This window comes from Aeromonas fluvialis (genome assembly GCF_000819885.1).
Lineage (GTDB): Bacteria > Pseudomonadota > Gammaproteobacteria > Enterobacterales > Aeromonadaceae > Aeromonas > Aeromonas fluvialis.
This window is the reverse complement of the sequence record NZ_CDBO01000046.1, coordinates 18,782-44,787: the sequence shown is the minus strand read 5'-3', so window position 1 is coordinate 44,787 and position 26,006 is coordinate 18,782. Positions and strand designations below refer to the sequence as shown.

The following is a 26,006-nucleotide window of genomic DNA, read 5'->3' as shown; positions in this document are numbered from 1 at the left end:
CGCTGCAATTTCGCCTATTATCCGACCATGCCAGACGGTATACTCCCTCGGTTCACATTCAGCAAATCTTGCTCTGATTTTCACTTCGCGCGAAAAAAATTATGCAAAAATTCGATGTCAAAACCTTTCAGGGCCTGATCCTGCAGCTGCAGGACTATTGGTCCCGCCAGGGCTGTACCATCATTCAGCCGCTGGATATGGAAGTGGGTGCCGGTACTTCCCACCCCATGACCTGTCTGCGTGCCCTGGGCCCGGAGCCCATCGCCTGCGCCTACGTGCAACCGTCCCGCCGTCCGACCGACGGCCGCTACGGTGAAAACCCGAACCGCCTGCAGCACTACTACCAGTTCCAGGTGATCATCAAGCCCTCCCCCGACAACATTCAGGAACTCTATCTGGGCTCCCTGAGAGAGCTGGGTATGGATCCCGAGATCCACGACATCCGCTTCGTGGAAGACAACTGGGAAAACCCGACGCTGGGTGCCTGGGGTCTGGGTTGGGAAGTGTGGCTCAACGGCATGGAAGTGACCCAGTTCACCTACTTCCAGCAGGTTGGCGGCCTCGAGTGCAAGCCGGTCACCGGTGAGATCACCTACGGTCTTGAGCGTCTGGCCATGTATATTCAGGGCGTGGACAGCGTCTACGATCTGGTCTGGTCTGACGGCCCGCTGGGCAAGACCACCTACGGCGACGTGTTCCACCAGAACGAAGTGGAGCAATCCACCTACAACTTCGAACACGCCGATGTGGAGTTCCTGTTCCACTGCTTCGAGCAGTACGAGAAGGAAGCCCAGAACCTGCTGGCACTGGAAAAACCGCTGCCGCTGCCTGCCTACGAGCGCATCCTCAAAGCCGCTCACTCCTTCAACCTGCTGGATGCCCGCAAGGCCATCTCGGTCACCGAGCGTCAGCGCTACATCCTGCGCATTCGCACCCTGACCAAGGCGGTGGCGGAAGCCTACTACGCCTCCCGCGAAGCGCTGGGCTTCCCCATGTGCCAGCGCAGCGACGAAGAGCGCCAGCGTCGTGGTAGCAACGAGCAGCAAGGTTAAGGAACGGACATGGCACAACATACATTTCTGGTAGAGATCGGTACTGCTGAGCTGCCGCCCAAAGCCCTGCGCTCCCTGGCCGAAGCCTTTGCCGACAACTTCAAAGCCGAACTAACCAAGGCCGATCTGGCCTTTGGCGACGTCGAGTGGTTTGCTTCACCGCGCCGTCTGGCACTCAAGGTGAGCGAGCTGGCTGGCGAACAGCCGAGCAAGAGCGTCGAGAAGCGCGGCCCGGCCGTAGCGCAGGCGTTCGATGCCGAAGGCAAGCCGACCAAGGCTGCCGAAGGCTGGGCCCGTGGTAACGGCATCACCGTTGAGCAGGCCGAGCGTCTGGTCACCGACAAGGGCGAGTGGCTGGTTCACACCGCCAAGGTCGAAGGCCGTCCGGCCAAAGAGTTGCTGGGTGAACTGGTCGCCTCTGCGCTGGCCAAGCTGCCGATCCCGAAAATGATGCGCTGGGGCGACAAGACAATCCAGTTCGTGCGTCCGGTCTTCACCGTGACCCTGCTGCTGGATGGGGATCTGGTGCCTGCTCACATTCTGGGTATCGACTCTGCCCGCACCATTCGCGGCCACCGCTTTATGGGCGAGCCCGAGTTCACCATCGACAACGCCAGCCAGTACCCGCAGATCCTGCAGGAGCGCGGCATGGTGGTTGCCGACTTCATGGCGCGCAAGGCCAAGATCAAGGCTGACGCCGAAGCGGCCGCAGCCGCCTTCGGTGGCGTGGCCGATATGGACGACGCCCTGCTGGAAGAAGTGACCGCACTGGTCGAGTGGCCGGTGGTGCTGACCGCCAACTTCGAAGAGAAGTTCCTGGCCGTTCCGGCCGAAGCGCTGGTTCACACCATGAAGGGTGACCAGAAGTACTTCCCGGTCTACGACAAGAACGGCAAGCTGCTGCCGAAGTTCATCTTCGTCACCAACATCGAGTCCAAAGACCCGAGCCAGATCATCAGCGGCAACGAGAAGGTGGTGCGCCCCCGCCTCTCTGACGCCGAGTTCTTCTTCAAGACCGACCTCAAGCAGACCCTGGCCTCCCGCCTGCCGCGCCTTGAAACCGTGCTGTTCCAGCAACAGCTGGGCACCGTCAAGGCCAAGGTCGAGCGCATCGAGACCGTCGCCGGCTTTATCGCCGAGCGTATCGGCGCCGATGTCACTCAGGCCAAGCGTGCCGGTCTGCTCTCCAAGTGTGACCTGATGACCAACATGGTCGGCGAGTTCACCGACACCCAGGGTGTCATGGGGATGCACTACGCCCGTCACGATGGCGAAGACGAAGCGGTTGCCGTGGCCCTCAACGAGCAGTACATGCCGCGCTTCGCCGGCGATGCCCTGCCGTCCGGTCTGGTTGCCTGCGCCGTCGCGCTGGCCGACAAGTTCGACACCCTGGCCGGTATCTTCGGCATCGGCATGCTGCCGAAGGGTGACAAGGACCCGTTCGCCCTGCGTCGCGCCGCCATCGGTGCCCTGCGCATCATGACCGAGAAGCAGCTGGATCTGGATCTGGTTGAACTGGTTGAAGAAGCGGTACGCGTCTACGGCGACAAGCTGACCAACAACACCGTTGTCACCGACGTGGTCGACTTTATGCTGGGCCGCTTCCGCGCCGCCTATCAGGACGAAGGCATAGGTGCCGATGTGGTGCTGGCCGTACTGGCCCGCCGCCCGACCCGTCCGCTCGACTTCGATCGTCGCGTCAAGGCCGTCAGCCACTTCCGCACGCTGGATGCCGCACTGGCACTGGCTGCCGCCAACAAGCGCGTGAGCAACATTCTGGCCAAGGTTGAAGGCGAGTTGCCGACTGCCGTCAAACCGGAACTGCTGGTCGATGCCGCCGAGAAGGCGCTGGCCACCCAGGTTGCCGAACTGCAAGCCGAACTGGCCCCGCTGTTCGCTGCCGGTGACTATCAGGCTGCCCTCACCCGTCTGGCCGCCCTGCGCGAGCCGGTCGATACCTTCTTCAACGAGGTGATGGTGATGGCCGACGACGAAGCCCTCAAGGCCAACCGTCTGGCGCTGCTGAACAACCTGCGCAACCTGTTCCTGCAAGTCGCGGATATCTCCCTGCTGCAGTGATTCTGGTTGAGTCAGTGATATTAAAAACGGCGCCGTAAGGCGCCGTTTTTTTTCAGCTTTTTCAAATTAATTGAAACTTGTAAAGACACCAAATTTTTATAGCCTTCAAGCTATTTTTCATTGAAAATAATGCCTATCTGCACCATTTTATATAATTTTCCAAAAATTTAACTATACGAGCTAAGTCCATGGCCATAAGCAATCAAAAATTAAAATCAATAAAATTCACCAAGCTAAAAAACTTAATTAGCCTAGATATTGATTTTAATGGTTCTCCAGTCACCGCAATTCTTGGCCCTAATGGTAATGGGAAATCCACAATATTGCATGCCATTGCATGTGTTTATCAGCCAGTAACCAATGGCGAAAATCACAAATTCAGCGAGTTTTTCCTTCCCAACACTGATGCCCTCTGGAATGACTCCAACTTAGAAATAACCCATTCATTTCGAGATGGGAGAGAAGTACATGATAATATAATGACCATTTATGAAAAGATGGCTCGTTGGACACCAATATATGCTCGCAGACCAAAAAGAGAGGTTTATTATATTGGTATAGATAAATGCGTGCCAATGATTGAACTTGAGAAAAAACAAGCAAAAATAAATTATGAAACTAACGCAATGGAAGAGGATGTATTTAATACTATCCTCCAAAAGGCCTCATATATTTTAAACAAACGATATCTAAAATATAATATACATACTGCGTCTGGGAAAGACTTTATGGGCGTTGAGGTTGAAGGACTAAAATACTCCGCTTTAAGTATGAGCGCTGGAGAACAAAAAGTATTTCATATATTAGAGAAAGTATATAACGCTCCAAAATACTCAATGATACTTATCGATGAGTTAGACCTTCTTTTACATGATATTGCAATGCTATCACTGATAAAAACAATTCATTCCAGAGCTATCGATAAGGAATTGCAGATCGTTTTTACAACACATAGAGAATCCGTTATTAATCTATCCCCAACCATTAATATTCGGCATATTTTTTCGACACCAACAAAAACTTTTTGTTTTAATGAAACGAAGCCTGACGCGATAAATAGGCTAACAGGGAATCAACCAAAACCAGTTGAGATTTTTGTCGAAGATGACTTGTCTGCCGCGATCATCCGTAAACTGGCTTCACAATTAAAAGGAATGCGGTTTATTTCAATTCAGCGATTTGGTGCTGCAATAAATAGTTTTACTGCAGTCGCAGGACTACTATTCAGTAACCAAAACATAGACAATGCTTTATTTGTTTTGGATGGTGATATTTACTCATCCCATGAAGAAAAAATGGATAAATTAGATCGGGTTATTACAGGCACAGACGAACTATCCCGTGACTACAAAGCCAGCGCAATGCAAGTAATAAAACAATATAATTTACCAAGAAATGTAAAACCGGAACCATTCCTTCATCAAGCCATATCTAACATTCTCACCCAATTAAATGATGAACAACAGGAAATCGTTGATGCTGCCAAAGACATTGTTGCAGTGGATGAAAGTCATAAATATATTGATGACATCATAAATCGCCTAGGCTTAGAGCGAAGTGTAGGGTTAAGCAAGATAATAGATTTAGTGTCTACTACAGATATATGGGAAGACTATACAAGAGATATAAGGACATGGTTAGAAGAAAAAATAATTCCATTGCTTGAGCAGCCTGCAAATTAACAACAAAATCTGGGACACCCACCTTTTTGACAACGGCATAGCTGGCTACGTGGCTTGATACATCACTGCCGAGGAAGTTGTCATGACCATTGTCCGTTCACACCCGCTCAGTTTCGCCAATACGCCTTACCATCATGAGGCCAAGACGCAGGCGGCGTTTTTCAAGATAGCTGTCAGGCGTAATCGGACATTCACGTAAATAGATATCGTCCCATCACGGCCACCCTCACTCCCCATCTGCGCGCCGCTGCGCCGACTTACACGCACAAAAAACCTCCCCTGTCAGGGGAGGTCTCATTAACTCAGCGCCATGGCAGCGAACTGGCCATGAGCTGAGCTGCGCACCGACCCCTTGTGCTCGGGCTCGGTGTTGGGGCCGCCTCAGCGATTAAGGCTCATGACCACCAGCGCCCCGTCATGCTGCTCGGCAAAAAACTCGATGGCATCCCCGCTCTTGAGCCCCTCCAGCAGCGCCGGATCGACCACCTTGAAGACCATGGTCATGGCTGGCATCCCAAGGTTGGCTATCGCCTCGTGGCGGATCCCCACCTTGCCGGCCTCCTTATCAACTTTGGTGACGACCCCCTTGGTCATCACTTGTGCGCCAAAGGTTGACTCCTCCGGATGGTGGCTCTCGTGACTATCGTGTTCATTGGCCAGGGCCGGCATGGCCAGTCCCAGGGTGCCGGCCAACAACAGGGTCAATGCAGATTTCATTCGCTTCTCCTCATCAGATTGCTCGCGCAGGACATCATTTGCGCGAGCAGTTAAGTCATTCACTACCATCACGATCCTGCTATGGACCCCCTTCTGGCGTTTCCTCCACTACCCGGATCTGACCCACCATGCCCGCTTCCATATGGCCGGTCAGCAGACAGAAAAAATCGTTCTGGCCCGCCTTGGGGAAGTGCCACACCAGCTCACTGCTGGCGCCAAGTACCAAGTTTACCATGCTCGGATCATCATGCTCCATCTCCGGTTATTGCCGCATCATCTCGGCATGCTCGCGCAGACGGGTCACTTTCCCTGCCGATTCAGGGACACCTGCCGATTCCGGACGATTCAGGGACACCCACCTTTCTACACAAGCCATAGCATGTCGCCTGCCTCAGATGTGACTGACTCTTGGTTGGGGCGCCTAAGCAGAAGAGATCAATTGGTGGTGTGCTGGCCTGGACCATCTCTTTTCCAGGCCATGCCGCACCAGGCAGCAGGGCAGCCATTTGTGTTTGATAGCAGAAACGGGGACTAACAACTCACAAAGACGGTCGATGACATCGCTGCTGGCCACAGTGCTGGGCAAACAGTTGGCAATGCTCTCTGTCGCCTACCACTCTGATGCCGGGTCGCCGAAACAGCGTCACCTGTCGCAGCCACTGCTCAGCATCCAGACCGAGCCGTTGCAGAATGGGCGCAAGTTGAGCCGGGATATAGCCTCGCTTGTCGGCTCTGATGGATCTTCCTGTCCAGTCCACCAGCATCAGATAATCAGCAAAAGCATAAGGTAACCCATCGGAATACCCTCGACTGGTGAATGGCAGCAACAATGGTGGTAATGATGCTGTGGATTGGTCATCATCGAGGCGCTGCTTGATGCTGGTGTAGTCACTCTCTTCAGGTCTGTCGGTCAACGCCGCCCTTATCGGGTTGAGGTCAACATATGCCATGCAGGCCAGCAGGGCGGATTCGGTGAGCAGGGCCTGACTTTTGAAACGCCCTTCCCAAAAATGCCCCTTGCAACCATCTTCCTGATTGGCCTGACGAGCCAAATTTTCATTGAGCAAGCGCACAAACCAGCTGATGGAGTACAACCGCTCCCGCCATTGGGCTATCAACTGTTTCACCACTGCCAGTTCAGGTTCAATCAGGGATTCCCCCTGATACCAGCGTCTAACCAGCAGTGGCCACTGGAACAACGCGGCCCAGCGCTCTGCAACCTCCCGATCACTCCAGTCGGCGGCAATGTCAGGCTCAACTTTGAGCACCAAATGATAGTGATTACTCATCACCGCATAGGCACAAACACCGATGGCAAACAGCCGCGACAGCTGGCCAAGCTTGTCGACCACCCACTGCCGCCTGTGCTCGTAATTTTGACCTGAATGGACATCTTCTCCGCACAAGAAGGCCCGCCGCACGCAGCGACTGACCACATGGTAGTAGGGTGTATCTTGCAGACTGATTTGACGGGAACGGGGGATGGTCATGGCAACCTCCTGCGACTTTCTTTCAGTAAAGAACAGAGGTAACGAGCTGTCAAAAAGGTGGGTGTCCCGTGATTTGCCGGTGTCCCGTGATTTGCCATCCCGTGATTTGCCACGAGATTTAAGGCCAACAAAGCCTACTGGCCAAAACTGAAATAAACCGCCCATAAACAAAAACCCCCTCGTGACAGAGGGGGTTTTTCGTTTTGGCAACGGGTGCGGATTAACGCAACGGTTTGACCGAGCGACGGACGATCAGCTCGGGCTGTACCGTCATCGATTCCACTTCCAGCTCCTTGTTGCGGATCCGGCTGACCAGATGCTGCACCGCCAGCTGGCCCAGTTCGGCCTTCGGGTGACGGATGGTGGTGAGCGGCGGGCTGGAGAAGCGCGCCATCTCCACATCGTCATAGCCGATGATGGAGATATCGTCCGGCACCTTGACTCCGGCTTCCCAGGCAGCGCAAATCGCGCCGATCGCCATGGGGTCATCGAAGGCAAAGACCGCAGTCGGACGAGGCTGCAGGGCCAGGATGCGTTGCATGGCATCGAAGCCGCTCTGGCTCTCGTAGTCCCCTTCAAAGACCTGTTCATCTTTGAGGGTCAGACCGTGCTCGCCCAGCGCATCACGTACCCCGTCCAGTCGCTGCTGGGTAGTCGGCTTGGCGAGGTGGCCCGTAATGCAGACGATGTCGCGGTGCCCCAGCTCCAGCAGATGGCGTACGGCCATGCGGGCGCCGATGCGGGCGTTGTCGTTGATCACGTTGGCGAAATCGCACTCCGTGCCCCAATCCAGCACCACCTGCGGCACGTTTTTGTGGATGCGCAGCATGTCGCGCAACGGGGTGTCGATATCGGTCCCCAATACCAGCAGGCCATCCACCCGCTTCTCCATCAGCATTCTCAGGTAATGCTGTTGGCGAGGCGGCTGGTTTTCGGTGTTGCAGAGGATCAGGCTGTAGCCCTGTTCGAAGCAGTACGCTTCAACCCCTTGCACCACTTCTGCGAAGAAGGGGTTTACGCTGGTGGTGACCAGCATACCAATGGTCTTGGTCGAATTTATTTTAAGACTGCGCGCTACCGAGTTGGGCGCGTAGTTGAGTTCGGCCACCGCCTCAAGCACTTTCTGGGTCGCGTCTTCGCTGACCCTCCGAGTGTGGTTGAGCACATGTGAGACGGTGGAGATGGATACGCCTGCGCGCGAGGCGACATCCTTGATAGTGGCCATCTCAGTCTCCTGACTGTCAAAGGCGGAACATTAGCAGATTTCCCGAATAAAGGCTTGGTTTTAACGAGAGCTGCCAGTGAATTGTCAACGCTGGCTAATCTAGGTGGTCATTTCTATTTGCGCAAACGAAATTTGGTCAAAATGAGAGCGGACACAGAATGAAATATCGCCAGCTTTTTACTCTGGCTTTCTGCCAATCAACCCTGTGTTGTTAATATGTTAACCAAACAAAACAGAATTAAACACCAAAATAAAAAATATGGCAGGTTATTTGCTCTAAAAAATAGCCACCCCCCCCATCCGGTTAGTATCTTTAACATCTTGTTATTGCACGGTGAGGAATGATAGAACCTTATCTATCGCCGGGCTGGCGGGACACAGGCTCGGAATGACGTGCATAAAATGAAACATTTCACTGATTAAGGGACGAATCAATGCATAACTTCAGCAAAATGGCAGTCAGGGCAGCGGTTTCTTTGGCTCTGTTTGGATCGGTCTCCATCGCCCACGCGGCAGACACCATCAAGATCGGTATCGCTGGCCCCCTGACCGGCCCGGTCGCCCAGTACGGGGACATGCAGTTCACCGGTGGCAAGATGGCGGTCGAGCAGATCAACAAGGCAGGCGGCATCAATGGCAAGCAGATCGAAGCGGTCGTCTATGACGATGCCTGCGATCCCAAACAGGCGGTGGCCGTTGCCAACAAGGTGGTGAATGACGGCGTCAAGTTCGTGGTCGGCCACCTCTGCTCCGACAATACCCTGCCCGCCTCCGACATCTATGAAGACGAGGGGATCCTGATGATTACCCCCGCCTCCACCAACCCAAAAATCACCGAGCGCGGTTACCAGCTGACCCTGCGCACCATAGGTCTGGATAGCGATCAGGGCCCGACTGCCGCCAAATACATCATCGAGCAGGTCAAACCCCAGCGTGTGGCCGTCATCCACGACAAGAAGCAGTACGGTGAAGGGATCGCCTCCAGCGTCAAAGCTGCGCTCGACAAGGCTGGCGTGAAAGTGGTGGCCTTTGAAGGGATCACCGCCGGTGACAAGGACTTCTCCGCCCTGATCGCCAAGCTGCAGAAAGGGAACGTCGATTTCGTCTACTACGGCGGCTACCACCCGGAGCTGGGTCTGATCCTGCGTCAGGCTGGCGAGAAGGGGCTGAAAGCCAAGTTCATGGGCCCGGAAGGGGTGGGTAACAAGGATATCTCCGCCATCGGTGGCCCGGCGTCTGAAGGCCTGCTGGTGACCCTGCCGAACAAGTATGATCTGGTTCCTGCCAACGCCCCGCTGGTTGAAGCCTTCAAAGCCAAGGGTCAGGACTCCTCCGGCCCGTTCGTGTGGACCACCTATGCCGCGGTGCAGAGCCTGGCAGCGGGTATTGCCAAGGCGGGTGAAGATGACCCGGCCGCCGTTGCCACCGCTATCAAAGCGGCACCGATCGATACTGTAATGGGTCCGCTCACATGGGCACCGAACGGAGATCTTAAAGGCTTCGAGTTCGGCGTGTTCCAGTGGCACGCTGACGGTACTTCCAGCCAAGTCAAGTAATCTGCCGATAGGGGGTGAGGATACTCACCCCTTCCTCTCTTTGCGGGCAAGTACAGGGAACGCAGTATGTCCGAACACCTCCTTTATCTGGTTCAGCAACTGCTGAACGGATTAACCATAGGCAGCACCTATGCGTTGATCGCCATCGGCTACACCATGGTCTATGGCATCATCGGCATGATCAACTTCGCCCACGGCGAGGTTTACATGATCGGCTCCTATGTCGCCTTCATGGTGATGGCGGGGCTCATGATGATGGGCATCGACAGCACCTTTCTACTGCTGGGGGGCGCCTTCCTGGTCAGTATCGTCATCACCGGCACCTATGGCTGGAGTATCGAGCGGGTCGCCTATCGGCCGCTGCGGGGCGGCAACCGGCTGATCCCCCTCATCTCCGCCATCGGCATGTCGATCTTCTTGCAGAATATGATGCGGATGGCTCAGGGCTCGCGGGATATCGCCATGCCCACCCTGATCTCCGGTGGCTGGACCCTGGGAGGTGAGGAGGGTTTTCAGGCCAGCCTCTCCTATATGCAGCTGATCATCTTCGTGGTGACCTTTATCACCATGCTGGCGCTGACCCAGTTCATCAACCGCTCCCGCATGGGCCGCGCCTGCCGTGCCTGTTCGGAGGATATCAAGATGGCCAACCTGCTGGGGATCGACACCCACGTGGTCATCTCCATCACCTTCGTGCTGGGGGCCGCGCTGGCCGCCGTGGCCGGGGTGCTGCTCGGCATGTATTACGGCGTCATCAACCCCTATCTCGGCTTTATGGCCGGGCTGAAGGCCTTCACCGCAGCGGTATTGGGCGGTATCGGCAGCATTCCGGGTGCCGTGTTGGGTGGTCTGCTGCTCGGTGTGGTGGAAGCGCTGACCGCCGGTTATCTCAGCACCGAGTATAAGGATGTGATGGCCTTCGTGCTGCTGATCGGGGTGTTGTTATTTATGCCAACCGGCATTCTGGGTCGCCCGGAGGTCGAGAAAGTATGAAACAGCTATTTTCCCGCCCCCAAGTCATTCACCCGCAAAATTCGGAGGTGAAGGCATGAAAAATCAATTTATCCACGCCTGTATCGCCAGCCTGGTGCTGCTGGTGCTCTCCTTCTGGTTGCTCGGCTTCCAGCTGGAGACCGATGGCTCGCGCCTGCTGGTGGTGAGCCGCCTCGATGTGTCGCTGGCCTGGCTGCTGGGCGGCGCCACCCTGGTGTTCTGGTTCCAGATGCTGCGCGGCCAGATTGCCAAGCTGTTTCAGGCCTCCATCAGCGGCTTCTCGGTCGGCTTCACCAAGCTGGTGCTGCCGAGCCCGGAAGAGGCGCCCAAGCTCTATAACCTCACCGCCGTGCTGGTGCTGCTGTTTGCGGTGAGCTGGCCCTTTATGGCCTCTCGCGGCGCCATCGATCTGGCCACCCTCACCCTGATCTACATCATGCTGGGGTTGGGGCTGAACGTGGTGGTCGGCCTCGCCGGTCTGCTCGATCTCGGCTATGTCGGCTTCTATGCGGTCGGTGCTTACAGCTATGCCCTGCTCAACACCTATTTCGGGCTGAGCTTCTGGGAGTGCCTGCCCATCGCGGGCGGAATGGCCGCCCTGTTTGGCTTCTTGCTCGGTTTTCCGGTGCTGCGGCTGCGGGGGGATTATCTGGCCATCGTCACCCTGGGCTTTGGCGAGATCATCCGCATCCTGCTCAACAACATGACCACCCTGACCGGCGGCCCGAACGGCATCTCCGGCATCCCCAAGCCGACCCTGGCGGGGCTGGAGTTCAACCGCACCGTCAAGGATGGCGGCTTTGATACCTTTCACAACTTCTTTGGCATTACCTACAACGCCAACCACAAGGTGATCTTCCTCTACCTGATGGCACTGGTGCTGGTGGTCGTGACCCTGTTTGTCATCAACCGGCTGCTGCGCATGCCGCTGGGTCGCGCCTGGGAAGCGCTGCGGGAAGACGAGATCGCCTGCAAGTCGCTGGGGCTCAACCCCACCATCATCAAGCTGACCGCCTTCACCATAGGCGCTACCTTCGCGGGCTTTGCCGGCAGCTTCTTTGCCTCGCGCCAGGGCTTTATCAGCCCGGAATCCTTCGTCTTTATCGAGTCGGCCATCGTGCTCGCCATCGTGGTGCTGGGTGGCATGGGTTCCCAGATCGGGGTGGTGCTGGCGGCCATCGTGATGACGGTGCTGCCGGAGCTGGCACGCGAGTTCAACGAGTACCGCATGCTGATGTTCGGCCTCTTGATGGTGTTCATGATGATCTGGCGGCCACAAGGATTGCTGCCGATGACCCGTCCGCATCTGGAGTTGAAGAAATGAGCACTCATCAGAAGTTAATGGAAGTTTCTGATCTGTCGATGCGCTTCGGGGGCCTGCTGGCAGTCAACGGGGTCAAGCTGGATATCGACAAGGGCGAGGTGATCTCCATCATCGGCCCCAACGGCGCCGGCAAGACCACCATCTTCAACTGTCTGACCGGCTTCTACTGTCCGAGCGGCGGCACTATCCGCTACAAGGGCGAGGAGATCCAGGGGCTGCCCGGCCACCTTATCGCCCGCAAGGGCATCGTGCGCACCTTCCAGCATGTGCGGCTGTTCAAGGAGATGACGGTAGTGGAGAACCTGCTGGTTGCCCAGCATCAGCACCTCAACACCAGCTTTATCGCCGGTCTGTTCAAGACCCCGGCCTTTCGCCGCGCCGAGCAGGAGGGGCTGGAGCGGGCCGCCTTCTGGCTGGATAAAGTGGGACTCAAGGATCTCGCCAACCGCAGCGCGGGCAATCTGGCCTATGGCCAGCAGCGCCGTCTCGAAATAGCCCGCTGCATGGCGACCCGCCCCGAGCTGCTGATGCTCGATGAGCCCGCTGCCGGTCTCAACCCGAAAGAGACTGACGAGCTGGACGAGCTCATCAGCAATCTGCGGGACGAGTTTGGCGTCTCGGTGCTGCTGATCGAACACGATATGAAGCTGGTGATGGGCATCTCGGACCGTATCTTCGTGGTCAGTCAGGGCACCCCGCTGGCCCACGGCAAACCGGACGAGATCCGCAACAACCCGGCAGTGATCAAGGCCTATCTGGGCGAATCGTAGGCATGGATTAGGAGTCACGATGTTAGAACTTCGCAACGTATCGACCCACTACGGCAAGATTCAGGCGCTGCACGACGTCAGCGTCGAGGTGAAAGAGGGGGAGATCGTCACCCTGATCGGCGCCAATGGCGCCGGCAAGACCACCTTGTTGATGACCCTGTGCGGCGAACCCAAGCCCAGCAGCGGCAGCATCTGGTTCGAAGGGGAGCAGATAAGCGACCTCACCACCGCCCGCATCATGCGCAAGGATATCGCCGTGGTGCCGGAGGGGCGCCGCATCTTCGCCCGCCTGACGGTGGAGGAGAACCTGCTGATGGGCGCCTTCTTCGTCGACAAGGCCGAGCAGCACGGCCTGCTGGATCAGGTATTTACCCTGTTCCCGCGCCTGCATGAACGGCTGGCGCAGCGAGCAGGCACCATGTCCGGCGGCGAGCAGCAGATGCTGGCCATCGGCCGCGCCCTGATGAGCAAGCCGCGCCTGCTGCTGCTGGATGAACCCTCGCTGGGGCTGGCCCCCATCGTCATCCAGCAGATCTTCGACACCATAGAGCAGCTGCGCCAGAAGGGGATGACCATCTTCCTGGTGGAGCAGAACGCCAACCAGGCGCTCAAGCTGGCCGACCGCGGCTATGTGCTGGAGAACGGCCACGTGGTGCTGCAAGACACGGGGGCCGCCCTGCTGGCCAACCCGGCGGTACGGCAAGCCTATCTCGGTGGCTGACAAGCGCGCCAGCGCTCACCCGTCACCACAAGGGAGCCGCTGGCTCCCTTATCTTTTGTGGGGTTAGTTTGCGCCCCGGCTTGCGGTACACTGGCCGGTAATCAACCTATTCGCAGGACATCCCGATGGACCAGTTTGCCCATATCAATGCCCATGATGCCCACCAGAAACTGAGCGCGGGTGAAGCCCGTCTGGTGGATATTCGCGACCCGCAATCCTTTGAAGCGGCCCACGCGGTCGGCGCCTTCCACCTCACCAATGGCACCCTGGTGCACTTTATGAACGAGGTCGATTTCGATACCCCGGTCATCGTCATCTGCTATCACGGCAACAGCAGTCAGGGGGCGGCCCAATACCTGCTGCAACAGGGCTATGACGAGGTCTACAGCCTGGATGGCGGCTTCGAGGCGTGGCGCAGGGAGTTCCCGATCCAGGCGGGCGAGGCATGACGAGGGCAGACCATTCAACGACAAGCGGTATGATCCAGCTGCTGGTGCTCGATAACGCCCGCATGGCGCAGGCGCTGGTGGACTATCTGGCGACCCTGGGCATCTCCTGCGAGCTGACCCAGTCCGAGCTGGGGGTTACCATCTGGCTGGCTAACGAACAGCGCTTGGCCCAGGCCCAGCTGGAGGTGAAGCGCTTTCTGGCCGAGCCGGGCCACCCCCGCTACATGGAGGCCTCCTGGCAATCAGGCAGCGCCGATGCCCGCATCGACTACAGCAAGGGGATGACGGATCCCATCACCGATTTCCTTCATCAGGCGGGGCCACTGACGCTGGTGGTCATCATCGCCTGTCTCGCCATCTACGGCATCGATGCCATCGGCCTGCCCATCTACGATGAACTGGCATTCCACCCGACGCTGGCCCAGTTCACCGACTGGCAGGCGTGGCGCTATTTCACCCCAGCCCTGATCCACTTCTCGGTGCTCCATCTGGTGTTCAACTTGCTGTGGTGGTGGTATCTCGGGGGCCAGATCGAACAGCGCCTTGGCAGCGGCAAGCTGCTGATCCTGCTGCTGGTGGGCGCTGCCCTGCCCAATATCGCCGAGTTTTTTGCCAGCGGCCCGCTGTTTGGTGGCCTCTCCGGCGTGGTCTATGCCCTGCTCGGCTACTGCTGGCTGCGCAGCAAGCTGCAACCCGCCTGCGGCCTCACTCTGCCACCGGCGCTGATGGGTTTTATGCTGTTCTGGCTGGTGCTCGGCTTCTTCGACATGCTCGGCACCCGCACCGCTAACATCGCCCACCTGACCGGCCTGCTGGTCGGCCTGCTGCAAGGCTGGCTGGATCGCCACCACCAGCCGGCCTGATTTTTCCGCTATCGCAGAAACAACAACGCCGCCCCGAAGGGCGGCGTTTGCTTGCTAGCACAAATGGTAAAAAGCCGCCGCGATCTCGGCAAAGCGAGGGAATTGTCGGTAGAATGTCCGCCAACGCTTAAGGAGGACATCATGATCGACCCGAAGAAACTGGAAGAGATCGCCAAGCAGGTGCATAACTCCCTGCCGCCCGGCATTCGCAGCATGGGTGAAGAGGCCGAGAAGAAGATGCGTCAGGTACTGCAAGCCCAGCTGGGCAAGCTGGATCTGGTCAGCCGCGAAGAGTTCGACGTGCAGACCAAGGTACTGCTGCGTACCCGTGAAAAACTGGCTGCCCTCGAGAGCAAGCTGGCTCAGCTCGAACAGCAGCTCGGCGCCAAAGGCCAATAACGAAAACCCCAGCTGAGCTGGGGTTTTTGCTTTGTATTGAACCTGTAAAAAGCATCACACCTGAAGCAGATGCCAGGCTCGCTTGCCGCGTGCCTTGGCTTTATACATGGCCCTGTCGGCCACCTCCAGCGCCTGCCGGAAGGTCAATGGCTCCTCCTCCCACAGGGCGATGCCGATGCTCAGCCCCACCCGTTGCGGGCAACCGGGTTTGGGCACATAGCCGTTCATCCGGCAGATCAGGGCATCGGCCAATCGTGCCAGAGCAGGGATCGACACATCACGATGCAGATAAACAACAAACTCGTCCCCGCCGTAACGGCCGCACAGGGCTGAGCCCGGCATGATGAGACGCAGCCAGTCCGCCATCTGCTGCAGTACCTGATCACCACAGGCGTGTCCCAACTGGTCATTGATCCCCTTGAAATCATCCAGATCAATAAAGCACAGCGCTCCTGTCTCTTGCGGCGGCTGCAGAGCAAACGCCTTGCCAAATCCCTGCCGGTTGAGCAGGCCGGTGAGCGCATCGCAGTTGGCACGCTCCGCCAGTCGCTGCTCATAGGCTTTGCGCTGGGTGATATCGATATGGGAGCCCATGATCCGCAGCGGCTTGCCATCGCCATCCCGCTCCACGACGCGGCCCCGATCCCACAGCCAGGTGATCTCTCCGGCCGGACTGACGGTGCGATATTCGGCTTCATAGAAGGGGGTTTTCCCCTCAAGGTGGGCAAAGTAGCTGCCCATGGCATGGGCGCGATCGTCGGGATGGAGCTTGGCGCGCCAGAGCTCAAAACTGGGAGCCATATCGCCAACCTGAAAGCTCTGCAGATTGAAGACCCGCAGCTCGCCGGTGGGAATAGTGCCCTGCCAGAGACAGATGCCGGTGCCATCGAGGGCGGCATTGAGCTTCTCCTGCAACAGGCCGTTTTCATGCTGCAAAGCGGCGATCTCTGCCTGCAAACGGGCCATTTCACCGCCATGAGGGGACGGGATCAGCGTTGCGACCCGCTCGACAGAGCCGGTCTCTCCCCTGTAATCCTCCGCAGATGCCCTGCCCTCTTCACTCAACACTGCGCCTCCTTGTGCTTGTGCTTGTGCTTGTGCTTGTGCTTGTGCTTGTGCTTGTGCTTGTGCTTGTGCTGACGCTATAGAATTCCCTACAAAGATGCCACCTGCCAGGTCCGATTAGTAGCCATTCATAGCCAAAAGATCGAAAAATCATGGGATAAAGCCGTGATAATCCGATCATTAGGCGCGATGAACTAAACAAAAGCCCCCGGCAAAACCGGGGGCTGCTTCATCCATACGGAGATCCCGTCAGATAAACTCGTAGGCATCGCCGAAGATGCGCTCCGGTTCGGCGCCGAGGATCTTGAACTCCTCCCGCGCCGCGCCCGCCATCTCGAAGCGACCGGCGACATAGATGTCGTAGTCGTGGAGGCTGACGAAGTCATCCATGATCGCCTTGTGCACCAGTCCGCTCTTGCCGGTCCAGTCAGCCTCCGGCTCCTGCACCACCGGGATGAAGGTGAGCGGCGCATAGTCACGCTCCCACTGCTGCATCTGCTCCTGTTCGTAGAGCCAGTGAGCCTGACGTACGCCCCAGTAGAAGAACACCGGACGCTTGCTGCCCGTGTCGATCAGATACTCCAGAATGGAGCGGGCGTAAGAGAAGCCGGTGCCGCCCGCCATCAGGATCAGCGGCCGGGGGGATTCATCGCGCAGGAAGGCCTTGCCCGCCGCCAGTTCAATCTCGATCTCCCCCTGCTCACGCATCCGAGCCAACACCTGACCGGCGTAGGCGTTCTCCGGGGTGGCGCCGATCTGCAGCTCCAGCACGCCAGGACGGGTCGGCGAGTTGGCGATGGAGAAGGGGCGCTTGTCCGAATCGCTCATCACCACCAGCAGATATTGGCCCGGCTTGAAACTGACCTCTTGCAGCGGCGTCAGGGCCACATGCCAGATGGTGTCGACATATTCGCGCAGTTCCTCTACGCGGCACTTGATACGTTGCATTCTTGTCCTTGTAACGGGCTCGCTCGGCCCGCTTCGCTCATTGTTTCACTATGGAGTGACGACCAGCAGCCCTGGCCCCGTCAGTCGAGAATACTCAAATCAGTGCGGATCGCATCATTTTTTGCGGCAAATACGGCAAAGTAGCCATCTTTGACTCATCCGAGAATATTGAGCTCATCCCAGATGGCATCGACCTTCTGCTTCACCGCCTCGTCCTGCACGATGGGCTGACCCCACTCCCGATTGGTCTCGCCCGGCCACTTGTTGGTGGCATCCAGCCCCATCTTGGAGCCGAGGCCGGAGACTGGTGAGGCGAAGTCCAGATAGTCGATCGGCGTATGCTCGATCAAGGTGGTGTCCCTTGCCGGGTCCATCCGGGTGGTGATGGCCCAGATCACATCCTTCCAGTCGCGGGCGTTGACGTCGTCATCACACACCACCACGAATTTGGTGTACATAAACTGGCGCAGGAAGGACCAGACCCCCAGCATCACCCGCTTGGCGTGGCCCGGGTAGCGCTTCTTGATGGTGACCACCGCCATCCGGTAGGAGCACCCCTCCGGCGGCAGATAGAAGTCCACGATCTCGGGGAACTGCTTCTGCAGCAGCGGCACGAATACCTCGTTCAGTGCCAGACCCAGCACCGCTGGCTCATCGGGCGGACGGCCGGTGTAGGTGCTGTGATAGATGGCATCGCGCCGCTTGGTGATGTGGGTGATGGTGAAGACCGGGAATTCGTCCACCTCGTTGTAGTAACCGGTGTGATCGCCATAGGGCCCTTCGGGGGCCAGTTCGCCCGGCTCCAGATAACCTTCCAGCACGATCTCGGCGCTGGCGGGCACCTCCAGATCGCAACTGATAGCCTTCACCACCTCGGTACGGCTGCCGCGCAGCAGACCGGCAAAGGCATATTCGGAGAGGGTATCCGGCACCGGCGTCACTGCACCGAGGATGGTCGCCGGATCGGCGCCCAACGCCACCGCCACCGGGAAACGCTCGCCCGGATGGGCCTCCTGCCACTCGCGAAAATCGATGGCGCCACCGCGATGATCGAGCCAGCGCATGATCAGCTTGTTCTTGCCGATCTTCTGCTGGCGATAGATACCGAGGTTCTGGCGCTTCTTGTAGGGGCCGCGGGTGATGGTGAGGCCCCAGGTCACCAGCGGCGCCACATCGCCGGGCCAGCAGTGCTGGATCGGGATCTGGTCGAGATCTACCGCATCTCCCTCCTGCACCACCTGCTGGCAGGGGGCGGACGAGAGACGCTTGGTCGGCATGTTGAGTACCTGCTTGAAGATCGGCAGCTTCTCCATCAGCTCCTTGAATCCCTTGGGCGGCTCGGGCTCCTTTAGATAGGAGAGCCAGACCCCGACCTGACGCAGGGCACCCACATCGGGCTGGCCCATGCCCATGGCAACCCGATCAGGGGTGCCGAACAGGTTGGTCAGCACCGGCATGGTGTAGCCTTTGGGATTTTCGAACAGCAGAGCCGGGCCACCCGCACGCAGGGTGCGGTCGCTGATCTCGGTCATCTCCAGATAGGGGTCTATCTCGCGGGTGATCCGCTTGAGTTGCCCGTTTTGTTCCAGCTGCGCGATGAAATCACGCAAATCCTTGTATTTCATGCAAGTTCCCAACCGGGTTCAGGAGGTCAGGCATTATAACCCTGGCTGCCCATCGGGTGTACCCGAATCGGGCTGCAGACTCGGTGCAATGGGGGGCATGTCACGCTGGCCGAGGTGTCGGGCCAGCGCAGAGAGCAGCTGGGGCTCGTCCACCTCCATCAACAGACCGGCCACCAGCGCCCCGTATTGGCGGTTGGAGAGCTCGGCCAGCAGATATTTCTGGGCCTGTGGCGGCAAGGGTGAGAGGGCACTCAGCTGACGCAAGGCAGCCCCTTTCAACCCCTCATTGCCACTGGCGGCAATCAGCAGATCGCTGGCCGTACTGCCGTGATGGAAGCGGTTGATGGTGGAGAGTGCGCGCAGTGCATCCTGATCTGCCGGCCGCCGCCATAACATGCCATAGAGCGCCGGTTCGCCGGTGCGCTGCAACAGATGGAACAACAGGTGATTGTCGGGCAGATAGATATTCTGGCTGGCCAGCGCTTGCGCCTCCCGCATCCAGATCGCTTGTGGCAAGGTATCGAGGGCCAGCAACAGGGCTTGCTGCTGCATGGCAATATCGGGGTTACTGCTGTAATAGAGGGACTTTAGCTGGAAGCTGCCCTGGGCAAGCTGCTGCCGATATCGCTGCTCCAGTGACTGCAGTTGCCACTCCCCCAGCAACTGACGGGCGCGTGCGGAAAAATCGTAGACAGGTTGCTGCACCAGAAAACCGTCTACCTGCTGCTCCATGAGCCACTCGGGGGCCTTATCGGCCTGAGCCTCGACCCACTGTTGCAACGCGGGGGACGCTAGCGCGTTAACCGGAATATCCCGCAGCAACTGCAGCAACAGGAACTCCTGCCGCTCACGGCTCAGGGTCGCCAGCAGAGAGTCGATGGCGGCAAATTGCCCCTGCTGCAGACGGCTCGCCAGATAGTGCCGGTGCGTCTGCAATGTCTCGGCTGTCACCGCGGCCGGTGCGCTCTGCGCATGGACTGGCATTGCACTCAGCAACCCCAGCAATAACCAGAAAAGAGGCTTCATGACGTCTCCATCCATGTGACACCGGGATCTCATACTACTAGGGCGACCGGAAAACAGATAAACAAAAACCGCGACCTGGGCCGCGGTTTCGTCATTCTGTGACCGGACTTACTTCTGCTGGCGCCGCATGGCGTCGAAGAACTCGTCGTTGGTCTTGGTCATCGCCAGCTTGTCGATGAGGAACTCGATGCCGTCGATCTCGCCCATCGGATGGACAATCTTGCGCAGGATCCACATCTTCTGCAGCTCGTCGCCGGTGGTCAGCAACTCTTCCTTGCGGGTGCCGGAGCGGGTGATGTCGATGGCCGGGTAGACACGCTTCTCGGCAATCTTGCGCGAGAGGTGCAGTTCCATGTTGCCGGTACCCTTGAACTCTTCGTAGATAACCTCGTCCATCTTGGAGCCGGTATCGATCAATGCGGTCGCGATGATGGTCAGGCTGCCGCCCTCTTCCACATTACGCGCGGCGCCGAAGAAGCGCTTGGGACGGTGCAGGGCGTTAGCATCCACACCACCGGTCAGTACCTTGCCGGATGACGGGATGACGGTGTTGTAGGCACGTGCCAGACGGGTGATGGAGTCCAGCAGGATCACCACGTCTTTCTTGTGCTCGACCAGGCGCTTGGCCTTCTCGATCACCATCTCGGCGACCTGAACGTGACGGGAAGCAGGCTCGTCGAAGGTGGAAGCGATCACTTCACCCTTCACCATGCGCTGCATCTCGGTCACTTCTTCCGGACGCTCGTCGATCAGCAGAACGATCAGTTCACAGTCCGGGTGGTTGTAGGCGATGCTCTGGGCGATGTTCTGCAGCAGCATGGTCTTACCGGCCTTGGGCGGTGCCACGATCAGGCCACGCTGACCTTTACCGATGGGGGAAGCCAGGTCCAGTACACGGGCGGTGATGTCTTCGGTAGAACCGTTGCCCCGCTCCATACGCAGACGCTCGTTGGCGTGCAAGGGGGTCAGGTTTTCAAACAGGATCTTGTTGCGGGAGTTTTCCGGACGGTCGTAGTTGACCTCATTGACCTTGAGCAGCGCGAAGTAGCGCTCACCCTCTTTCGGTGGCCGGATCTTGCCGGAGATGGTATCGCCGGTACGCAGGTTGAAGCGGCGGATCTGGCTCGGGGAGACATAGATATCGTCAGGGCCTGCCAGATAGGAGCCGTCTGCACTGCGCAGGAAGCCGAAACCGTCGGTCAGGATTTCCAGCACACCGTCGCCAAAGATATCTTCACCACCCTTGGCGTGCGCCTTGAGGATGGCAAAAATGATATCTTTCTTGTGCGCCCGAGCCAGATTTTCCAACCCCATGGATTCGCCAAGCTTGACCAGCTCGGACACAGGAGTGTTCTTTAATTCAGTCAGATTCATAGTGGTGAAAGTCTGTAAGCAAGGATTGAAATGAGGAGACAGTCTGCTGTATTGATGCTGTTCGGATTTGATTGCCAGGCTGTGGTTAGCAAAGAGTCAGGCAAAAAGGTTAGCAAACGAGCGATAAATTAGCACCAATCGGGATGAGCGTCTAGGTGATAAAACAGAAGGAGCGCATTATTGCAATACGCTCCTCTTCGATTATTACAGGTTGCCGTCCAGAAACTCTTTCAGCTGAGTCTTGGACAGAGCACCGACCTTGGTCGCTGCCACTTCGCCATTCTTGAACAGCAAGAGGGTCGGGATACCACGAATGCCGTACTTGGGCGGAGTATCAGAGTTATGGTCGATGTTCAGTTTGGCTACGGTCACGCGACCTTCGTACTCTTGGGCAACTTCTTCCAGGATCGGGGCAATCATCTTGCACGGACCACACCACTCGGCCCAGAAGTCGACCAGAACGGCGCCATCGGCTTTGATTACATCTGCCTCGAAGCTGGCATCGCTCAGCTGAACAATCTTGTCACTCATCTCCAACTCCAGTCAGTAATTAAGGCTTTATTGACATATCAACAAAGGCAATAGTTGCCCTATTTGAAATGATCCTGTTTATTATTGCAAGCCTAACCTGATAACCTACCGCCATGAGCAAAACACACTTAACGACCGAAAAATTCGCCCAAATGGGCCTCGAACCCGAAGTTCTGGCTGGTCTGGAATCAAAGGGATTTCACTATTGCACGCCCATCCAGGCACTCTCTCTGCCACTGCTGGTAGAGGGCCATGACCTCGCTGGACAGGCCCAGACCGGCACCGGCAAGACGATCGCCTTCCTGGCCGCGACATTCAACTATTTGCTGACTCACCCGCTGACCAAGCCCCGTCTGGTTAACCAACCCAGAGCCATTATCATGGCGCCCACTCGGGAACTGGCAGTACAGATCTATAACGATGCCGACAGCATCGCGGCCTCTACCGGTCTGAAACTCGGCCTCGCCTACGGTGGTGAAGGTTACGACAAGCAGCTGGCCGTGCTGGAACAGGGCGTCGACATCCTGATCGGCACCACGGGCCGCATCATCGACTATTTCAAGTCCAAGGTGATCGACCTGAGCAACATTCAGGTCGTGGTATTGGACGAAGCGGATCGCATGTTCGATCTGGGCTTCATCAAGGACATCCGTTTCCTGTTCCGCCGCATGCCGCCAGCTACCGAGCGTCTGAGCATGCTGTTCTCCGCCACCCTCTCCCTGCGGGTGCAGGAGCTTGCCTACGAACACATGAACCACCCGGAACATGTGCAGGTCGAGCCGGAGCAGATGACCGGCGTGCGGATCAAGGAGGAGCTGTTCTACCCCTCCAATGAAGACAAGATGTTGCTGCTGCTCTCCCTGATGGAAGAGGAGTGGCCGGAAAAAGCGATCGTCTTCGCCAACACCAAGCATGTCTGCGAAGACGTGCATGCCTGGCTGGAAAACGACGGCCATCGCGTCGGTCTGCTGACCGGTGACGTGCCGCAGAAGAAGCGGATGAAGATCCTCGAGGACTTCACCAAGGGGTCGCTGGACATCCTGGTCGCCACCGACGTGGCCGCCCGTGGTCTGCACATCCCCGACGTGACCCATGTCTTCAACTACGACCTGCCCGACGACGCCGAAGACTATGTACACCGTATCGGTCGTACCGGTCGTGCTGGCAAGAGCGGCAACTCCATCAGCCTGGCCTGTGAAGACTATGCCTTCAACCTGCCAGCCATCGAGGAGTACATCCACCACGCCATTCCGGTCAGCAAGTATAACCGCGAAGCGCTGCTGGATGATGTCACCCCGCCGAAGCGTGTCTATCGCAATCGCCAGCCGGTGAACCGCAACATGCGCGATCGCCAGGGTGGCAACAGCAACAACCGTCGTCGTCCGCCGCGCAAGAGCTAAGGACAGGCCCAGTTGCACAACTCGCCTCTCTATGCCGCCATCGACCTCGGCTCCAACAGCTTTCATATGCTGGTGGTGCGCGAGGTCGCCGGTGCACTGCGCACCGTTGCCAAGGTCAAACGCAAGGTGCGCCTCGCTGCCGGGCTCGATCCGGAATTTCGTCTCAGCCGTGCCGCCATGGAGCGGGGTTGGGACTGTTTGCGCCTCTTCTCCGAGCAGCTGCAGGACATTCCGGCCGACAATATCCGGGTGGTGGGCACCGCAACCTTGCGGCTTGCCACCAACGTCGACGAGTTCCTCAGCGAAGCGGAACGGGTGCTCAACCACAGCATCGAGATCATCTCGGGCGAGGAAGAGGCCAAGACCATCTATGAAGGGGTCTCCTGGACCTCTGCCGGGGAAGGCAACCGGCTGGTGATCGACATCGGCGGTGCCAGTACCGAACTGGTGATCGGCGAACATAGCGAAGCAAAACTGCTCAACAGCCTGCACATGGGCTGCGTCACCTGGCTGAACAATCACTTCGGTGATGGCGAGCTCTCCGAAGCCCGTTTCGAGCAGGCGATTGCTGCCGCCAAGGCGGTGCTGGAGAAGGTGGCGGAAGATTACCGCGCCCTCGGCTGGCGCACCTGCGTCGGTGCCTCCGGCACGGTACAGGCACTGCAAGAGATCATGCTGGCGCAAGGAAAGAGCGAACGGGTCACCCTGCCGAAGTTGCAGGAACTGATGGGTCAAGCCATCGCCTGCGGCAAGCTGGATCAGCTACAACTGGAAGGGCTGACTGCCGAGCGGCTGACCGTGTTCCCCTCCGGCCTCGCCATCCTGATCGCCATCTTCGAAACCCTGAATATCGAGAGCATGACGCTGGCCGGCGGCGCCCTGCGCGAGGGGCTTATCTACGGCCTGCTCGGCAACAACCACGACTGTGACGCCCGGGATCGTACCGCCGACAGCCTGATCAGCCGTAACCAGCTGGACAAGGAACACGCCGAGCGGGTACGCGATACCGCCGTCGAGGCGTTCAACCAGCTGCAACCGGTCTGGCGACTCTCCAAACGCTACGGTCGCCCAATCCTGCGCTACGCTGCCCTGCTACACGAGATCGGCCTCTGTATCGAGTACAAGAAGGCGCCGCAACACGCCGCCTACATCATCGACAACATCGACATGCCGGGCTTCACTCCTGCGCAGAAGAAGCTGCTGTCGGCCCTGCTGTTCAACCAGCGGGACGAATTCAAGCTGGAACCGCTGGAAAAACAGGGTGCCGTCACCGCCCGTCAGGCAATCCGGCTGGCCCGTATCCTGCGCATCGCGCTGATCCTCTGCATGCGCCGCACCCAGGGCACTGTGCCCAGCTTCACGCTGGAGGCGGATGAGGATGCCCTCACCCTGACCCTGCCCAAAGGGTGGCTCGAAGAGCACTACCTGCGTGCCAGCGAGCTGCGCTTTGAAGTGGATCGCCAGCAAAAGATGGGCTGGCCCACCCGCTTGCTGGAAGCCTGATTGGGCCCCGCCCAATCAGTGCCCCGGCGTTCCGACAATCTGTTTCGCAGCCAGCACAGGCGCGTCTCGGGCCAGCCCCTTGATTTTATTGGGCTGACTAGCTGATCCCGCCCTTGCGTCTGTGCTCTGCCCCCCCTCATGACCAACGTTCGACTAGAGTTGTGTTGTCTTCACAACCAACCGGAATGGACGCCATGAAGCCTTTGACCCTGATAACCCTGACTGCCCTTCTGACCGCCTGCGGTGGCAGCAGTGACGGCGACGACAGTAGCCAGCCACAACAGGCCCAACTCTCGCTGGCCTTCTCCGACGCCCCGGTGGACGCCGTCAGCAAGGTCTGCATCGCCGTCTCCAACATCAGCATTCATCCCGTTGCCGGCACCGAGCAGAGCTGGACCACCGCCAGTTTTCTCACCTCAACCCAGGACGATGGCTGCACCCCGAGCGGCGAAACCATCCCGATCGACAGTGCGGGCCGGCCCCTGTTCACCTACATCGATCTGCTGAGTTATCAGGGCTCCAGCAGTCGCCCTCTGCTGGCCAGCCAGAGCGTGGTACCCGGCAACTACAGCCAGATGCGGCTGCGGGTACTGGACGGGCGGGAGGTCAGCAACCAGTTTCTGGATGGCACCCCCTACTCCTACGTCAAGCAGGATGACGGCGTGATCAAGCCGCTGGAGGTGCCCAGCAGCGAGCTCAAGCTGGACGCTTTCACCATCGCCGCCAACGGCCTCAGTGCCTTCACCACCGAGTTCGATCTGCGCCAGGCTATGGTGCTGCCGGGCCACGAGCAGTACTACAAGCTCAAACCAAGAGGTGTACGGCTGGTGAACAACACGCAGGTCGCCACCGTCAAGGGGACGGTCGCGGCCGGGCTGTGCGGTGGTCAGCTGACCGACAAGGCGTTCGTCTACTTCTATGACGAGCTGCGCCCGGTAGGCGACGACGCCTATCCTGACATGGCGGACAGCGACAACGGCTTCTACGCCAGCGCCCCCGTGCTGCCGCAGACAGGAGGCGGCTTTGGCTACGAGTTGGGATTTGTTAACCTCGGCAACTACGACATGGTGCTGGTCTGCAACGGCGACGAGGATGATCCGGCAGTGGCCAACGATCCGCTGCAACAGGAGCAGATACAGAAGGCCCAGACAGTGGTGGCGCCGACCACCAGCATCAACTTCCAGTAACAGGGGACAAGGGGGGCTATGGCTACT

Annotated in this window: 24 protein-coding genes; 14 read left to right on the top strand and 10 right to left on the bottom strand. The window is 58.2% G+C overall.

Annotation, left to right across the window (positions count from 1 at the left end; all coding sequences use genetic code 11):
- Positions 1–101: 101 nt before the first annotated feature.
- The 3 genes from glyQ (at position 102) to BN1125_RS09870 (ending at position 4,813) form a co-directional block, all read left to right on the top strand.
- Positions 102–1,052 carry a glycine--tRNA ligase subunit alpha gene (gene glyQ / locus BN1125_RS09880; RefSeq protein WP_042012111.1) on the top strand — a complete coding sequence of 317 codons (951 nt, stop codon included), beginning with the start codon at positions 102–104 and terminating at the stop codon, positions 1,050–1,052.
- A 9-nt stretch (positions 1,053–1,061) separates the two neighbouring features.
- On the top strand, positions 1,062–3,131 hold the full coding sequence (glyS, locus tag BN1125_RS09875; protein ID WP_042012110.1) for a glycine--tRNA ligase subunit beta: 2,070 nt from the start codon (positions 1,062–1,064) through the stop codon (positions 3,129–3,131).
- Positions 3,132–3,319: 188 nt separating this feature from the next.
- Positions 3,320–4,813 carry an ATP-binding cassette domain-containing protein gene (locus tag BN1125_RS09870; protein ID WP_042012109.1) on the top strand — a complete coding sequence of 498 codons (1,494 nt, stop codon included), beginning with the start codon at positions 3,320–3,322 and terminating at the stop codon, positions 4,811–4,813.
- A 381-nt stretch (positions 4,814–5,194) separates the two neighbouring features.
- Here the strand turns inward: BN1125_RS09870 and BN1125_RS09865 are convergent, their stop codons facing one another.
- The 4 genes from BN1125_RS09865 to BN1125_RS09850 all read right to left on the bottom strand — a co-directional run bounded on the left by BN1125_RS09865 (position 5,195) and on the right by BN1125_RS09850 (position 8,245).
- Complete coding sequence (locus BN1125_RS09865) at positions 5,195–5,530, bottom strand: copper-binding protein (protein WP_042012108.1); 336 nt, start codon at positions 5,528–5,530, stop codon at positions 5,195–5,197.
- A 79-nt stretch (positions 5,531–5,609) separates the two neighbouring features.
- Positions 5,610–5,765: a cupredoxin domain-containing protein gene (locus tag BN1125_RS19040; protein ID WP_156993254.1), complete on the bottom strand. Its 156-nt coding sequence runs from the start codon at positions 5,763–5,765 to the stop codon at positions 5,610–5,612.
- Between the two features lie 304 nt (positions 5,766–6,069).
- Positions 6,070–7,020, bottom strand: a complete 951-nt coding sequence (locus BN1125_RS09855; protein ID WP_042012107.1) for a transposase — start codon at positions 7,018–7,020, stop codon at positions 6,070–6,072.
- A 220-nt stretch (positions 7,021–7,240) separates the two neighbouring features.
- Positions 7,241–8,245, bottom strand: a complete 1,005-nt coding sequence (locus tag BN1125_RS09850) for a substrate-binding domain-containing protein (RefSeq protein WP_042012106.1) — start codon at positions 8,243–8,245, stop codon at positions 7,241–7,243.
- Between the two features lie 434 nt (positions 8,246–8,679).
- Between BN1125_RS09850 and BN1125_RS09845 the strand changes: the two genes are divergently transcribed.
- The 8 genes from BN1125_RS09845 to ubiK all read left to right on the top strand — a co-directional run bounded on the left by BN1125_RS09845 (position 8,680) and on the right by ubiK (position 15,320).
- Positions 8,680–9,801: a branched-chain amino acid ABC transporter substrate-binding protein gene (locus BN1125_RS09845; RefSeq protein WP_042012105.1), complete on the top strand. Its 1,122-nt coding sequence runs from the start codon at positions 8,680–8,682 to the stop codon at positions 9,799–9,801.
- 66 nt (positions 9,802–9,867) lie between these two features.
- Entirely contained in the window at positions 9,868–10,794 is a 927-nt protein-coding gene (livH, locus tag BN1125_RS09840) for a high-affinity branched-chain amino acid ABC transporter permease LivH (protein ID WP_042012104.1), read from the top strand.
- Positions 10,795–10,849: 55 nt separating this feature from the next.
- Positions 10,850–12,118, top strand: coding sequence for a high-affinity branched-chain amino acid ABC transporter permease LivM (locus BN1125_RS09835; protein WP_042012102.1), 1,269 nt, complete (start codon positions 10,850–10,852; stop codon positions 12,116–12,118).
- Positions 12,115–12,888, top strand: coding sequence for a high-affinity branched-chain amino acid ABC transporter ATP-binding protein LivG (gene livG / locus BN1125_RS09830; protein WP_042012101.1), 774 nt, complete (start codon positions 12,115–12,117; stop codon positions 12,886–12,888). Before BN1125_RS09835 ends, livG begins: the two co-directional genes overlap by 4 nt.
- A 19-nt stretch (positions 12,889–12,907) precedes the next feature.
- Positions 12,908–13,609, top strand: coding sequence for an ABC transporter ATP-binding protein (locus tag BN1125_RS09825; RefSeq protein WP_042012099.1), 702 nt, complete (start codon positions 12,908–12,910; stop codon positions 13,607–13,609).
- Between the two features lie 125 nt (positions 13,610–13,734).
- Positions 13,735–14,058, top strand: a complete 324-nt coding sequence (gene glpE, locus BN1125_RS09820; protein ID WP_042012098.1) for a thiosulfate sulfurtransferase GlpE — start codon at positions 13,735–13,737, stop codon at positions 14,056–14,058.
- Between the two features lie 29 nt (positions 14,059–14,087).
- Positions 14,088–14,921 (top strand): rhomboid family intramembrane serine protease GlpG, encoded by an 834-nt coding sequence (gene glpG, locus BN1125_RS09815; protein ID WP_042012097.1) that lies wholly within the window; start codon positions 14,088–14,090, stop codon positions 14,919–14,921.
- A 141-nt stretch (positions 14,922–15,062) separates the two neighbouring features.
- Entirely contained in the window at positions 15,063–15,320 is a 258-nt protein-coding gene (gene ubiK, locus BN1125_RS09810) for a ubiquinone biosynthesis accessory factor UbiK (protein WP_042012096.1), read from the top strand.
- Between the two features lie 54 nt (positions 15,321–15,374).
- Here the strand turns inward: ubiK and BN1125_RS09805 are convergent, their stop codons facing one another.
- The 6 genes from BN1125_RS09805 to trxA form a co-directional block, all read right to left on the bottom strand.
- Positions 15,375–16,388 (bottom strand): GGDEF domain-containing protein, encoded by a 1,014-nt coding sequence (locus tag BN1125_RS09805; protein ID WP_042012095.1) that lies wholly within the window; start codon positions 16,386–16,388, stop codon positions 15,375–15,377.
- Between the two features lie 246 nt (positions 16,389–16,634).
- Positions 16,635–17,333, bottom strand: coding sequence for an NAD(P)H-flavin reductase (fre, locus tag BN1125_RS09800; protein ID WP_042012094.1), 699 nt, complete (start codon positions 17,331–17,333; stop codon positions 16,635–16,637).
- A 155-nt stretch (positions 17,334–17,488) separates the two neighbouring features.
- A complete protein-coding gene (gene ubiD, locus BN1125_RS09795) occupies positions 17,489–18,958 on the bottom strand; it encodes a 4-hydroxy-3-polyprenylbenzoate decarboxylase (RefSeq protein WP_042012093.1) in 1,470 nt (489 codons plus the stop codon).
- A 33-nt stretch (positions 18,959–18,991) separates the two neighbouring features.
- Complete coding sequence (locus tag BN1125_RS09790; RefSeq protein WP_042012092.1) at positions 18,992–19,984, bottom strand: hypothetical protein; 993 nt, start codon at positions 19,982–19,984, stop codon at positions 18,992–18,994.
- Between the two features lie 108 nt (positions 19,985–20,092).
- A complete protein-coding gene (gene rho / locus BN1125_RS09785; RefSeq protein ID WP_005342418.1) occupies positions 20,093–21,358 on the bottom strand; it encodes a transcription termination factor Rho in 1,266 nt (421 codons plus the stop codon).
- Positions 21,359–21,562: 204 nt separating this feature from the next.
- Positions 21,563–21,889 carry a thioredoxin TrxA gene (gene trxA / locus BN1125_RS09780; RefSeq protein ID WP_005339416.1) on the bottom strand — a complete coding sequence of 109 codons (327 nt, stop codon included), beginning with the start codon at positions 21,887–21,889 and terminating at the stop codon, positions 21,563–21,565.
- Positions 21,890–22,002: 113 nt separating this feature from the next.
- Here trxA and rhlB point away from each other — a divergent pair, with 113 nt between their 5' ends.
- The 3 genes from rhlB to BN1125_RS09765 all read left to right on the top strand — a co-directional run bounded on the left by rhlB (position 22,003) and on the right by BN1125_RS09765 (position 25,979).
- Positions 22,003–23,289 (top strand): ATP-dependent RNA helicase RhlB, encoded by a 1,287-nt coding sequence (gene rhlB / locus BN1125_RS09775; RefSeq protein ID WP_042012091.1) that lies wholly within the window; start codon positions 22,003–22,005, stop codon positions 23,287–23,289.
- A gap of 12 nt (positions 23,290–23,301) precedes the next feature.
- Positions 23,302–24,792 carry a guanosine-5'-triphosphate,3'-diphosphate diphosphatase gene (gene gppA, locus BN1125_RS09770; RefSeq protein ID WP_042012089.1) on the top strand — a complete coding sequence of 497 codons (1,491 nt, stop codon included), beginning with the start codon at positions 23,302–23,304 and terminating at the stop codon, positions 24,790–24,792.
- Between the two features lie 194 nt (positions 24,793–24,986).
- Positions 24,987–25,979, top strand: coding sequence for a DUF4382 domain-containing protein (locus BN1125_RS09765; RefSeq protein ID WP_042012088.1), 993 nt, complete (start codon positions 24,987–24,989; stop codon positions 25,977–25,979).
- Positions 25,980–26,006 lie beyond the last annotated feature (27 nt).

Coding starts and splice junctions, on each gene's coding strand:
- glyQ (WP_042012111.1), top strand. CDS start 102: ATGCAAAAATTCGATGTCAAAACCTTTCAGGGCCTGATCCTGCAGCTG.
- glyS (WP_042012110.1), top strand. CDS start 1,062: ATGGCACAACATACATTTCTGGTAGAGATCGGTACTGCTGAGCTGCCG.
- BN1125_RS09870 (WP_042012109.1), top strand. CDS start 3,320: ATGGCCATAAGCAATCAAAAATTAAAATCAATAAAATTCACCAAGCTA.
- BN1125_RS09865 (WP_042012108.1), bottom strand. CDS start 5,530: ATGAAATCTGCATTGACCCTGTTGTTGGCCGGCACCCTGGGACTGGCC.
- BN1125_RS19040 (WP_156993254.1), bottom strand. CDS start 5,765: ATGGTAAACTTGGTACTTGGCGCCAGCAGTGAGCTGGTGTGGCACTTC.
- BN1125_RS09855 (WP_042012107.1), bottom strand. CDS start 7,020: ATGACCATCCCCCGTTCCCGTCAAATCAGTCTGCAAGATACACCCTAC.
- BN1125_RS09850 (WP_042012106.1), bottom strand. CDS start 8,245: ATGGCCACTATCAAGGATGTCGCCTCGCGCGCAGGCGTATCCATCTCC.
- BN1125_RS09845 (WP_042012105.1), top strand. CDS start 8,680: ATGCATAACTTCAGCAAAATGGCAGTCAGGGCAGCGGTTTCTTTGGCT.
- livH (WP_042012104.1), top strand. CDS start 9,868: ATGTCCGAACACCTCCTTTATCTGGTTCAGCAACTGCTGAACGGATTA.
- BN1125_RS09835 (WP_042012102.1), top strand. CDS start 10,850: ATGAAAAATCAATTTATCCACGCCTGTATCGCCAGCCTGGTGCTGCTG.
- livG (WP_042012101.1), top strand. CDS start 12,115: ATGAGCACTCATCAGAAGTTAATGGAAGTTTCTGATCTGTCGATGCGC.
- BN1125_RS09825 (WP_042012099.1), top strand. CDS start 12,908: ATGTTAGAACTTCGCAACGTATCGACCCACTACGGCAAGATTCAGGCG.
- glpE (WP_042012098.1), top strand. CDS start 13,735: ATGGACCAGTTTGCCCATATCAATGCCCATGATGCCCACCAGAAACTG.
- glpG (WP_042012097.1), top strand. CDS start 14,088: ATGATCCAGCTGCTGGTGCTCGATAACGCCCGCATGGCGCAGGCGCTG.
- ubiK (WP_042012096.1), top strand. CDS start 15,063: ATGATCGACCCGAAGAAACTGGAAGAGATCGCCAAGCAGGTGCATAAC.
- fre (WP_042012094.1), bottom strand. CDS start 17,333: ATGCAACGTATCAAGTGCCGCGTAGAGGAACTGCGCGAATATGTCGAC.
- ubiD (WP_042012093.1), bottom strand. CDS start 18,958: ATGAAATACAAGGATTTGCGTGATTTCATCGCGCAGCTGGAACAAAAC.
- BN1125_RS09790 (WP_042012092.1), bottom strand. CDS start 19,984: ATGAAGCCTCTTTTCTGGTTATTGCTGGGGTTGCTGAGTGCAATGCCA.
- rho (WP_005342418.1), bottom strand. CDS start 21,358: ATGAATCTGACTGAATTAAAGAACACTCCTGTGTCCGAGCTGGTCAAG.
- trxA (WP_005339416.1), bottom strand. CDS start 21,889: ATGAGTGACAAGATTGTTCAGCTGAGCGATGCCAGCTTCGAGGCAGAT.
- rhlB (WP_042012091.1), top strand. CDS start 22,003: ATGAGCAAAACACACTTAACGACCGAAAAATTCGCCCAAATGGGCCTC.
- BN1125_RS09765 (WP_042012088.1), top strand. CDS start 24,987: ATGAAGCCTTTGACCCTGATAACCCTGACTGCCCTTCTGACCGCCTGC.